Genomic DNA, 12,558 nt, shown 5'->3' with positions numbered 1-12,558 from the left:
AATTTTTTATCCGGCCCAATCTTCCCTATCCAGGTTTCTATATCCGATGGCTTCCGCCAGATGAGCGGGTTGTATTGATTCGCTGTCTTCAAGGTCGGCAATGGTGCGCGATACCTTTAAGATACGGTCGTATGCACGTGCTGAAAGATTGAAGCGGTTCATGGCGTTTTTTAGTAGCTCAAGACCTTTGTCATCTGGACGGCCATAGCGTGCGAGTAGCTTACTGTTCATTTGTGCATTACAATACACACCCGGAATGTCTGCATATCTTTCGGCCTGAACTTGACGGGCGTGTATCACACGTTTACGGATACTCTCACTCGATTCGCTTGGGCGGGTATCGGACATCTTTTCAAATGGAACCGGTATTACTTCGATTTGAAGGTCGATACGGTCGAGCAAGGGGCCGGAAATTCGGTTCAGGTATTTCTGTACCTGCCCCGGACTACAAACGCAAGCTTTAGTCGGATGATTATAGTATCCGCAAGGACAAGGATTCATAGAAGCAACCAGCGTGAAACTGGCCGGATATTCTACCTTGCATTTAACACGTGAAATTGTAATCTTCCGGTCTTCCAGAGGTTGCCGCAGCACCTCAAGCACATTCCGGTTGAACTCCGGCAATTCGTCCAAAAACAGTACTCCGTTGTGGGCGAGGCTGATTTCACCCGGTTGAGGAAAACTGCCTCCTCCGGTCATGGCTACGGTAGAAATCGTGTGATGTGGGTCGCGGAATGGCCGCTTAGAAATAAGTCCTCCTTCTTTTTCCAGTGTTCCGGCTACTGAATGTATTTTAGTGGTTTCGAGACTTTCACCTAGTGATAATGGTGGTAGTATGGAAGGGAGACGCTTTGCCAGCATAGACTTACCGCTACCCGGTGCCCCAACTAGAAGTATGTTGTGCCCACCTGCAGCCGCTACTTCCAGTGCACGTTTCACGTTTTCCTGTCCTTTCACATCGGCAAAATCCAGCTCAGAAGTGCTTTGGCGGGTATAAAACTCTTCACGTGTATTGACCTGTATTGGTTTAAGCTCCTGTTTCCCATTGAAGAACTCAATCACTTCTTTCAGATTTTCCACTCCATATACTTTCAGGTTGTTTACAACAGCTGCTTCACGCGCATTCTGTTTAGGAATGATGATGCCTTCAAAGCCCAGCTCCCTTGCTTTTATGGCAATTGGCAAAGTACCTTTGATAGGTTGTAGACTACCATCCAGACTCAATTCTCCCATTAGCAGGTACTTCCCCATTTTGTCAGCTTGAATTACTTCATTGGCACCCAGCATGCCGATGGCTAATGGTAGGTCGTATGCAGAACCTTCCTTACGAATATCCGCCGGAGCCATATTGATGACAATATTACTTGTTGGCATCCGGTAGCCATTGACCTGTAATGCTGAAATAATGCGTTGATGACTTTCCTTGACTGCTGAGTCCGGGAGTCCGACGAGATAGAACATACAGCCTCTGGAGCTGTTGACTTCAATGGTGATAAGGGTTGCATCAATACCTTGAACAGCCGCTCCAAAAACTTTGATGAGCACGTGAATTAATGATTAATTATTAGTAATGAAAAGGAGACAATGAAATTAACGTTTTATTTTCTTTTGTTTCCTTTCCGTCTCTTTCTTTTCTCTTTCCTCTATTTCTTTCAGTTTCTTTTCGATAGCCTTTTCGCTCAGGTTTTTTCCTTCAATTCTTCCCGAAGGACTGAGTAATATATTAGCTGGTAAACTCCGAATGGAGAACAACTTGACAGGTTCAGCATTCCAACCGGAGAAATCACAAACTTGCTCCCAGTTCAAGGTATCAGCTTTAATGGCTTTCTGCCATTTCTCTTTGTCTATATCCAGAGAGATTCCCAACAAGGCAAATTTTTTATTTTTCTGTTCCTTTTTATAGATACGCCTGTAAACAGCATTACTGTCCCGACTCAAAGTATCCCATGAAGCCCAGAACTGTATCAATAGATACTGATCCTTAAAATCGGAACGGCTTATAGTTTTTCCTTTATCATTGGGTAAACGGAAATAAGGAGTGGTCTTTCCGACTTCCGACTTCTCTTCTTCTTGAATACGGTTCAGAAGTTCATCAATAAAAGGACGATCTTTTAGTTCGCCTGTCATGTGTTCGATTAACCTTTTAATATGGTTATAATCAGGTTGATGCTTTTGAATGAAATACTTGTCGAGTAAGTAGAGACTTGCTAATGAAGCAAGATGACTATTGATAAAATTTTCTGCCTTTTCTTCCATCACTTTCTGCGATGGTTTACCCAGCTCTTTCAACTCATTTTGGAAAGCTGTCAGTTCCTCGTTAGCGCTATTACCGCTTATTTCCAATATACCGGGCTCGGAGACAGAACCTTTAATGCGTATCTTGTCTCCTTTATCCATAAAGAGCGGATATTGAGAACCGTTGCTGAACAATAGATACGTTTCTACTAAAGTATCCGGAGTAAGAGTGGCGGAAAATTTATCATCTTTGACGAGTAATGTATCCATACGGTCATATAACCTATCTGCACCATAGATATAGAGAGTATCATTTCCTAATCCTTTGATTTCACCGTTCAGGCTGACCGTTTCGGACTTCTTACCGCCACAAGCGGATAATATGATAATGAGGAAATATGCAAGGTAAATATTCTTCATATGGATTTTTCTGCTACTTTGTTGCGAAAATACTTCTTTTTGGTGTGAATAAAAAAAAATGCCCGACATATTTCTATGTCGGGCACTTCTTTTCATCTATATACTTATTATTTGATGATACTCATAAAGTCTGCATTCGTGAAATATTTGGAGAATTCCAAGTCAGAAGCAGCTTTCTTAGCCAAAGTAGAATCTTTAGCAACAGCCTTCTTCAAGTTGTCCATAACCATAGAAGAGTTATTTGTTCTTGCACCTACAACAGCCATCAAATAGTCAGTGTAAGCATCCGGTTTTTCTACATTAGCCAAAGTGTTTTTAGCCTTGTTGTAGTCTTTAGCCAGAATTTGTGCCAAAGCAGCGCTGTTAGTCTTTGTATCACCGAAAGCATTGACAGCTCTGTCGTACTGACCTTGAGCTACGTACAGATTACCCAGTGCTTCGTTCAATTCTTTTGTTCCAGAAGCTTTGCTCAGATAAGATTCAGCAGTTGCTTTGTCACCCTTCTTCAAAGCGATAAGACCCATGTTCATGTTAGCTTCAGGAGAATTCTTGATAGAAAGAGATTTCTTGAAATAACCTTCAGCCTTATCATAATTACCAGCCTGATAAGACAACTTACCTAAATTGTTATAAGCACGGTAATCGTTCGGATAGATTTGAGTAGCTTTGGTAAAGATAGCTTCTTGCTTAGCAGGATCATTAGTCAAAGTAGTAGCATACAGCAATTCTTCGATGTTCAATTGTTTTGCATCGCTGTCAGCCAAAGAAGCGATTTCTTCGTCAGACTTACCAATAACATCATAGTTCAAAGTCAAACGAGAACGACGCAGTTGCGGAAGGATTTCGTCAGCCAAAGTCTTGTAAACAGAAGAAATATTTTTGATTTCAGTTTCTCTTTGTTCAGGATCAGAATACATAGACAGTACACGAAGAATCAATTCTTTATCTTGGATGTTGGATTTGCTAACCAATTCCTGGAACCCTTCCCAGTCTTGTGCAGTATATTTAGTGTCAACTGCAGCCTCAATTTTAGCTTTCTTCAGGTCTTTGTTGATAACTTTAGCTGTATTGTCTTGACGATTTTCGGCCAAACCTGTATTCAACTTAACACCACCATCAGGAGAGGCGTAAGCGGAAATCTCAATGTTGTTGATTTTTTTGTTGGCAGCATCGTTTACATTCTTAACTTCTTCGTTGAAGGATTTTGCTGTTTTCAGCTCACTTGCACGTACGTTAGCTTGTTGGATCAAGAACATGATATTAGCATCATATTTTTCCTTAATAATACGTTGGAATGCATCGTCACCGTTAGCTGGATTGGCAGTACCCAAAGTCTGGCCGATCATTTCAGAAGTAGAGATTACACCATCAGCTATCTTTACAGCAGGAATTGTAATTTCTTTCTTACCAACTTTAGCTTTGAATTCCAAATACAGTTCAGATTTAGCCATTTCAGGAACATAGTCGAAAGAAGTCTTCATTGTGTAGCTACCACCTGTCTTGTAAGAGATAGACTGGTCGTTACCTTCAACTTTTTCACCCTGGAATACAGCAGGCTGACCTTTAGCTTCGCCACCGTCCCATTTCAAAACCGGAGTTACTTCTACTACAGCATTCTTCTTGAAGTACTTTTCAGGGAATTTGCCATTAATGGTAGCGGGAACTTTACCACCTACGGCTTCCAATACTTGAGGAGTCACTGTGAAATAGTCAGAAGACAGTTCACCCATTTTGCTGCTGCATGATGTCAAAACAGCAACAAGTGCCACTAACAAAGGCAGATACAATTTTTTAGTCATTTTAGATATAAATTAATTGTTTGTAATTGAAATTCGTCTATTCACAATTCGCTGCTATAGTCCTATAGATATAGCTTCGCAAAGGTATAAATTCTCTCGTCAATTTGTTAATAATACTGTCATATTTATTATAATTTAATAAAAGCTATGTTCTTTTCTGTATTTTATATTACGCGGGTGATGCTCAATTATTTCACTTCTCAACATATTCCGGTCGATATGAGTGTAGATTTCCGTGGTAGCAATAGATTCATGGCCCAACATACATTGTATAGCACGTAAATTGGCACCTCCTTCCAATAAATGAGTAGCAAAGGAGTGACGGAAAGTATGCGGGCTGATATTTTTGGTAATTCCAGCTTTTTGTGCCAGCTCTTTAATCAGATGAAATACCATAATGCGTGATATGCCGTTGCCCCATCGTGCCAAAAATACATAATCTTCGAAATCTTTTTTTATTTTCCAGTGGCAACGGTCTTTAAACCAATATTTTATTTCTTTGATAGCGCGATGAGAAATAGGAACCAGCCGTTGCTTGCTGCCTTTCCCTTCTACCTTTATGAACCCCTCTTCAAAATAGAGATCGGATATTTTCAGATTGCAGAGCTCCGATACGCGTAAGCCGCAACTGTACAGTGTTTCCAGGATGGCTCGGTTGCGTTGACCTTCATTTTTCTCCATATCGACGGTAGAGATAATCTTGTCGATTTCTTCCACAGTGAGTACTTCCGGTAATTTAAATCCGATTTTGGGTCCTTCAAGTAATTCACTCGGGTCGGTTTCTTGATAATCAGCTATGACAAGAAAGTGAAAGAAAGATTTGATACCCGAAAGAATACGTGCCTGGGAGCGCGGATGAATGCCTATGTCGTGTAGACCAGCAGTAAAACGCTGAAGGTCATCAAGTGTAGTATCGAATATCTTGATATTTTCGCTTTCCAGGAAATCCAGAAGTTTTCTCAAGTCTGTCATGTAAGCATCGAAGGTGTTATCAGAAAGTCCTTTCTCCAACTTCAGATATTGTTTATACTTTCTGATTATCAACGCTCGCTTTTCTTTATCCGTTGATTTTTCTCCTACTTTCATTTCTTTTTCCTACCTTTATACTATCTTTGCACCTTGAAAAATTGTTCTCTGTGGACAAAGGTATAAAAAATTGTGTTATGAGGATACAAATTATTAACGGTCCCAATATAAATCTGTTGGGCAAACGTGAACCTTCCATTTATGGCAGTGTTACTTTTGAAGACTGCCTTGCCGAACTTCGTAAAAAATATGTGGATGTACAAATTGACTATTTCCAGTCCAACATCGAGGGAGAACTGATAGATAAGATACAGCAAGTCGGTTTTGATGTGGACGGCATTATTTTGAATGCAGGTGCTTACACTCATACGTCCATTGCTCTGCAGGATGCTATTCGTTCGGTCACTGCTCCGGTGATTGAGGTGCATATTTCCAATGTACATGCCCGTGAGGTATTTCGTCATGTATCCATGATTGCCAATGCCTGTCAGGGTGTCATTTGCGGTTTCGGGCTGAATTCTTACAGATTAGCTTTGGAAGCGCTGCTGGATAACAAAAAATAAATATAATAAGTAAATAGGTATAAGATTATGTTATTGAAACAAACAAAAATCGTTGCAACGATTTCTGACCAACGTTGCGATGTAGACTTTATACAGAAGTTGTTCGAAGCCGGTATGAATGTGGTGCGCATGAATACAGCGCACGCAGGACGTGAAGGGTTTGAAAAATTGATAGCTAATGTTCGTTCGGTATCCAATCGTATCGCTATCCTGATGGATACGAAAGGTCCTGAGGTGCGTACTACCGTGCTTGCCGAACCGATTCCTTTTAAAGTGGGTGACCGTGTAAAGGTAGTAGGCAATCCCGATCTGCAAACTACTCGTGAATGTATTTCCGTTTCCTATCCTAATTTTGTGAATGATTTGAATGTTGGCGGACAAATCCTTATTGATGATGGTGATTTGGAATTGGCCGTAGTAGATAAGACTCCTGATTATTTGCTTTGTGAGGTTCAGAATGAAGCTACGCTTGGTAACCGTAAGAGTGTCAATGTGCCGGGTGTTCGTATCAATCTGCCTTCCTTGACGGAGAAAGACCGTAATAATATCCTTTATGCCATTGAGAAGGATATTGATTTCATTGCTCATTCTTTTGTTCGCAACAAACAGGATATTCTTGATATCAAGGCAATTCTTGATGAACACAATAGTGATATCCGTATCGTTGCCAAGATTGAGAACCAGGAAGGTGTAGATAATATTGATGAAATTCTTGAGGTAGCCGATGGTGTGATGGTAGCTCGTGGTGATTTGGGTATCGAAGTTCCTCAAGAACGTATTCCGGGTATCCAACGTATGTTGATACGTAAATGTATTCTCGCTAAGAAGCCAGTAATCGTTGCCACGCAGATGCTTCATACCATGATATCCAATCCCCGTCCTACCCGTGCTGAGGTGACTGATATTGCCAATGCTATTTATTATCGTACTGATGCCCTTATGTTAAGTGGTGAAACCGCTTATGGTAAGTACCCTGTAGAAGCGGTGCAAACAATGACTAAAGTTGCTGCCCAGGCAGAAAAAGATAAGTTGGCAGATAATGATATACGTATTCCTCTGGATGAGAACAGTAACGATGTAACTGCTTTCCTTGCTAAGCAGGCTGTAAAAGCCACTACTAAGTTGAAAATCCGCGCTATCATTACAGATAGTTATAGTGGACGTACCGCTCGTAACCTGGCTGCGTTTCGTGGAAAATATCCGGTTTTGGCCATCTGTTATAAGGAAAAGACAATGCGCCATCTTGCTTTATCCTATGGTGTGGAAGCTATTTATATGCCGGAACTGGCCAATGGACAAGAATATTATTTTGCCGCTCTTCGCCGTTTGTTGAAGGAAGGACGTTTGCAACCTACCGATATGGTAGGTTACTTGAGTAGCGGAAAAGCAGGTACGCAGACTTCTTTCCTCGAAATCAATGTCGTAGAAGATGCTTTGAAACATGCGACAGAGAGTGTATTGCCTAACAGCAATAGATATTTATAAAATACCGTATTTTGCGAAGTACTTTAATTTAAAAGTAATATCTGACAGTACCTGTCATCCTGAATTTTTGTCGAAGGATCTCCTTTTTCTGTGGAGTTGTCTATCTTCCTGAAAAATGGGATTCTTCGATTTCGTTCAGTATGATAATGTTAAACCCTCAATTCCTATGACGTTAGACGAATATATCCTGGCACACATTGATCAAGAGAGCGATTACTTGAAAGCCCTCTATCGAGATACCCATGTCAAGTTACTTTATCCCCGGATGGCTTCAGGACATTTGCAGGGACGTATGCTCAAGATGTTTGTCCGGATGATATGTCCCCGTCAGATTTTGGAGATAGGTACTTATAGCGGCTATTCCGCTCTTTGTATGGCAGAAGGACTTCCCGAAGGCGGGATGTTGCATACATTCGAAATCAATGACGAACAAGAAGACTTTACTCGTCCTTGGTTGGAGAATTCTGCCTATGCTGATAAAATTAAATTTTATATAGGTGATGCTTTGGAACGTGTTCCGCAGTTGGGAATAACTTTCGACCTTGTTTTTATGGACGGGGATAAGCGTAAATACATTGAATATTATGAGATGGCATTGGCGCATCTTTCAGTAGGCGGTTATATCGTTGCTGATAATACCTTATGGGATGGCCATGTATTGGAAGAGCACCCCCATGCTTCCGATTTGCAAACCATTCGTATTAAAGAATTCAATGATCTGGTAGCAAAAGATAACCGCGTAGAAAAAGTAATTCTTCCCTTACGTGATGGATTGACCATTATCCACAAGATATAAAGGGCTTACTATTTCTTTTCCCGTTGTCTTTTTTCTCACCCTTTTTTCAGCAGTCGTTTGCTGAGATATCTCACCGGATACCATACAGATAGGAAACCTACTGCAATTACTGTCATAAATATCAGTATAATATCCGTTGCGTGTACACTCACCGGATAGGCATCGACCACAAAGCTGCCGCTACCGCCTCCCAATGAGATAAGTCCGAATCGCTCTTGCAGGAAACATAGTAACAATCCGATGATAATACCGATAATAGCTCCGAATAGAGAAATTAATCTCCCTTCAAACAGGAAAATGCGAGAAATCAACTGGTCGTCTGCTCCCAGATTACGTAACGTTTCTACATCTTCACGCTTATCCAGTATCAGCATGGACAACGAACCGATGACGTTGAAACAAGCGATGGCGAGGATGAAAGTCAGGAACAGATAAGAAATAAGTTTCTCAATTTCCATAATACGGAAAACATCAGCTTGTTGTTCATAACGGTTCTGTACAACGAACCGATCACCGAGTATATTTTCCATCTTTTTCTGTACAGCGTCAGTGCTTGTCCCTGGTTTTAGTTTTAACTCAATAGCAGAAACCTCCGTGTCGTAATTGAACAAACGGCGTGCAAAGTTCAGGGAAGTAAGGATGTAACGAGAATCGTATTTTTGTTGATTGACAACAAACACGGCTCCTGGTGAGAATAAATAATCTTGGTTGAAAGCGGCGGAAGGATTGGCTATATTCACCCGTACATTCCGTTTGGGAGCAAACACCTGTAATGGATCAACGAACTGAATGCCTGTACCTAGTTCAGAGACCAGTTCCACACCAAGAAAGCCATAGTCTACAATCGAGTCTTCTAAAATGAATTCACCTGTCCCGTAGAGTAAGCTATCAATAGAAGTCAGTTGCTCAAAGTTGTTTTCTACTCCCTTTATAACTGCCATTGCCTGCCGGTCTTTATATTGAACCATAGCACTCTCTTCCAATGTTTCTGTCCAGACATCTATCTCCGGTAGTGTTCGTATCTGTTGAATACGTGACTCTTGCGGATCGAAAACTTTCCCTTCGCGAATTGTAATTTTCAATTCCGGGTCGAAAGCGGTAAAGAACCCTGCCACCATATCCTGGAACCCGTTGAATACAGATAGAGTACATACCAGTGCCAAAGTAGCCAATGTTACTCCGCATACTGATATACCGGAGATTATATTAATGGCATTGTGCTTCTTTCTAGAAAAGAGGTAGCGACGGGCAATGTAAAATGGCAGGTGCATAATTAATGTTTAATCATTAATCACTAAACATTATTTTAAAAGTTCGTCAATGCGTTCTAAATAATCTAACGAGTCGTCTACAAAAAATTTCAGTTCAGGGATAATGCGTAGTTGGTGGCGTACACGTGTACCCAATTCAAAACGTATGGATTTCATGTTAGCATTGATATTCTTGATGATTTCCTCACTCTTTTCCGACGGGAAAATACTGAGATAGGCACGAGCCACACTCATATCGGGACTAATACGCACGGCACTCACAGAAATTAATACTCCGGGCATAGATTTGGTTTGTAACAAGAAGATGTCACTCAACTCTTTCTGGAGTAAACGGGATATTTTATTTTGACGGGTACTTTCCATATACTTTTCTTTTTATTATTAGAACATAAATAGAACACAAAGGTACTGAAATATATTGTTTTGTCCTCGATTTATATGTTTTTTATATTTTTCCTAACGTTATTAGGTGGCTGAAATTCCTAACGTAATTTTTGCATGTCCGATACAAGTGCGTGTTATTTGATAGACGTGACGTTATGTATGTAAAATAATTGGAAGAGAAAGTTTGTTTTTTATTTAAAATATATTGATATTTGAGGAATATTAAAACTTAATAATAATTACTATGAAGGTAACTACACTTTGGCGTGAAAAAGGCGGGAACATTTTCAACGCAGTCTTGATTATTTCCCTGATGCCCTTGATTGAGGCGATTGTATCACTTTATGATAAGATAGACAACTTAAGCGGTATCGGCTATATGCTGATGAGTGGGAATATCGATGGCAGCATGTTTGGGGCGGACGCTTCGGATGTTGTAGTACCACTGCTTATGGTTTTTGCTTACGTGTTGTATTTTGGTGGTTTGACAGGGTTTGCTAAACTACAGAAGGCTGCCGATGCACATGCGATATTGAATATCCGTAAGGGGGCCGTTTGGGGATTGGTGAGTCAGGTCTTGAAATTTATTCCGGTGTTCGGTTGGTTTTTGGCATTTGTGGCGAGTGTAGTTGCATTCTTTATTATGATTGGTGGTTACGGCAGTTTGAAGCGTTCGTACACTTTTCCCGAAGAAGCCAGTCGAGGAGCGGGGCGCTTGCGTGCGGCTATGATATGGTCGGTTGTGGCCGCTGTATTGGGAATCATTCCGTTAATAGGATTCATTCTTGAAGGTATTATATGTTTTATTCTATTTTTTGTGGTACTCAGTGGATGGTCGAGTATCAAGAATGCAATACCTTTGACGGTGGAGGGACGTACTACCGTTGAGCGTTGGCGTATCAGTGATGCGCCTGGCGGATGGATGATTACGTGTAGCATCATTCTGGCTACAGCGTTCTATGACGTATTCAATGGGTTGGTAGGCCGTTATGCAGGCACTGTTGCGCCTGATGTTCCGATAGGAAAATTATATGATGCCGGCTATATCATAGCTTTTATTATCGGTGGAGTGATGATGTTGATAGCATTTATTGTCATACGGTCAAAGCAGATTGAGAAAAAGGCGGTGTTTACTTTGATGGCAGTTGCCGCCGGAATGTATATGATGGGTTATTTGCTCAATGTCATTCTTTTTTATGCCGGTAGTGAAGGCGATATGCGTGTTTGGATTTATCGTGTGTTTTCTATGTGGGCGGCTCCCCTCTTGTTTATCATTGCTTTTTGTCAATTGAGGAAAAATTGGCAAAATCGTTTTGTAAGAGAAGGAACTACTTATCTTATTGTTTACTATTCATTGATCCTGACTGACTTGGTTTATGGATCACTTCGCTCGTATATTCCGGGTGTGTACTTTGAGGGTTTAGGTGATATTTATACTATTCTTCCCTGGATTTATCTTTATCTTGCTATTATTGGCTGGCGTTCTGTCATTTCGGGTGTCTTTGGTAAAGGTGAAGTTGTTCCCGAAGACGACATTGCTGAGGTCGCTTCGCAGCCGCAACGCCCGTGGATACCGGAGTCGTCGGGGATTGACGAGCAAATATCCGCTAAGCTTGCCAACAAATCAGATGAAGAATTGAAAGAAATTTTAGCGAACAGAGAAGATTATAATGAAAGGTTTGTACAAGCTGTGGAAACTATCCAGCAGAATAGGAAAGAGATGAACAAGCAAGCTATGATACATGATAAAGTAGTGCAGAAGACAGATGATGAGTTAGTTGAAATCATTGCAAATTCTGGTTGTTACAGTGAGGAAATGGTGGATGCTGCTTTGAAAGAGCAGGAAGACCGATATCGGTATAATCGATATACTGAGGAAGACTAAAGAAATCTGTGAAAGGAAGTGCCTGAAAACTTATTTTTTCTCTTGTATGGTGTTATAATTTCAGGTACGGATCACCCGGTTTCGAGGTGCTGCTCTATGCGGTTTTCAAGAAATCCTGGTATTGCTGTGTCCATTTTTGACATTTTGTACTTTCCGTGTCCCGGGAAACGCGTATTTCTACCCGTCGGCAGGCGCAAGCGAAAATATACGGACGAAAATCTGTATCTTGCTCATGGATAGTGAAATACATAAATATAAACAATCCAAATAGACGAAAAACTGCGAGCTGATCGTGCAAAAGTACTCTTTTCACGGGAGAAAAAGGGCGTTTGTGGGAGAAATGTCCGTTTTTCCCGTGAGGGAAGTTAATATCCCTCACGCCGGAAGTTAATATCCCTCACGCCGGAAGTTAATATCCCTCACGCTGGAAGTTAATATCCCTTACGTCGGATGTTAACATCCCTCGTGCGGGAGGCGGGATATTCGGTGAAAATGCCGCATGTTTATGCACCCAATCGCACGCTTCCGGATTTTTCGGGAAGCGGGTGTGTCAGCAAAACGGGCGGTTCGGAGATAAAAAGCATCTGATGGGTGCCGTTTTGAAATCAATTTGACAGATTGATGCGCCAAGCATACAGCTTCAGACATCTCGTCCGGTAAAAAAACGATATCCCCTTGTGTTCTCCGTGATGAA

General features: G+C 41.1%; 10 protein-coding genes. 4 read left to right on the top strand and 6 right to left on the bottom strand.

The genetic code is table 11. The features are described 5' to 3' along the window. Positions 1-6: 6 nt before the first annotated feature. The 4 genes from C1A09_RS01115 to xerD form a co-directional block, all read right to left on the bottom strand. Entirely contained in the window at positions 7-1,545 is a 1,539-nt protein-coding gene (locus C1A09_RS01115) for a YifB family Mg chelatase-like AAA ATPase (RefSeq protein ID WP_101541906.1), read from the bottom strand. 45 nt (positions 1,546-1,590) lie between these two features. Continuing rightward, positions 1,591-2,655 carry a TlpA disulfide reductase family protein gene (locus C1A09_RS01110; protein ID WP_101541905.1) on the bottom strand — a complete coding sequence of 355 codons (1,065 nt, stop codon included), beginning with the start codon at positions 2,653-2,655 and terminating at the stop codon, positions 1,591-1,593. Between the two features lie 107 nt (positions 2,656-2,762). Continuing rightward, a complete protein-coding gene (locus tag C1A09_RS01105) occupies positions 2,763-4,454 on the bottom strand; it encodes a tetratricopeptide repeat protein (RefSeq protein ID WP_101541904.1) in 1,692 nt (563 codons plus the stop codon). A 135-nt stretch (positions 4,455-4,589) separates the two neighbouring features. Next, entirely contained in the window at positions 4,590-5,540 is a 951-nt protein-coding gene (xerD, locus tag C1A09_RS01100; RefSeq protein ID WP_101541903.1) for a site-specific tyrosine recombinase XerD, read from the bottom strand. A gap of 77 nt (positions 5,541-5,617) precedes the next feature. Between xerD and aroQ the strand changes: the two genes are divergently transcribed. The 3 genes from aroQ (at position 5,618) to C1A09_RS01085 (ending at position 8,324) form a co-directional block, all read left to right on the top strand. Next, positions 5,618-6,043, top strand: coding sequence for a type II 3-dehydroquinate dehydratase (gene aroQ, locus C1A09_RS01095; RefSeq protein ID WP_101542412.1), 426 nt, complete (start codon positions 5,618-5,620; stop codon positions 6,041-6,043). 27 nt (positions 6,044-6,070) lie between these two features. Beyond that, positions 6,071-7,528 (top strand): pyruvate kinase, encoded by a 1,458-nt coding sequence (pyk, locus tag C1A09_RS01090; protein ID WP_101541902.1) that lies wholly within the window; start codon positions 6,071-6,073, stop codon positions 7,526-7,528. A gap of 166 nt (positions 7,529-7,694) precedes the next feature. After that, positions 7,695-8,324: an O-methyltransferase gene (locus tag C1A09_RS01085; protein WP_101542411.1), complete on the top strand. Its 630-nt coding sequence runs from the start codon at positions 7,695-7,697 to the stop codon at positions 8,322-8,324. Positions 8,325-8,359: 35 nt separating this feature from the next. Here the strand turns inward: C1A09_RS01085 and C1A09_RS01080 are convergent, their stop codons facing one another. Continuing rightward, entirely contained in the window at positions 8,360-9,595 is a 1,236-nt protein-coding gene (locus tag C1A09_RS01080; protein WP_101541901.1) for an FtsX-like permease family protein, read from the bottom strand. A gap of 30 nt (positions 9,596-9,625) precedes the next feature. Further along, positions 9,626-9,958 carry a 30S ribosome-binding factor RbfA gene (rbfA, locus tag C1A09_RS01075; RefSeq protein WP_101541900.1) on the bottom strand — a complete coding sequence of 111 codons (333 nt, stop codon included), beginning with the start codon at positions 9,956-9,958 and terminating at the stop codon, positions 9,626-9,628. A gap of 265 nt (positions 9,959-10,223) precedes the next feature. Between rbfA and C1A09_RS01070 the strand changes: the two genes are divergently transcribed. Further along, positions 10,224-11,864 (top strand): DUF4168 domain-containing protein, encoded by a 1,641-nt coding sequence (locus C1A09_RS01070; protein ID WP_101541899.1) that lies wholly within the window; start codon positions 10,224-10,226, stop codon positions 11,862-11,864. Positions 11,865-12,558 lie beyond the last annotated feature (694 nt).

It is taken from the genome of Bacteroides cutis (assembly GCF_900241005.1).
In the GTDB taxonomy this organism is placed as follows: Bacteria; Bacteroidota; Bacteroidia; order Bacteroidales; family Bacteroidaceae; genus Bacteroides; species Bacteroides cutis.
The sequence above is the reverse complement of the archived record's forward strand: the minus strand, read 5'-3'. Positions and strand labels throughout refer to the sequence as shown.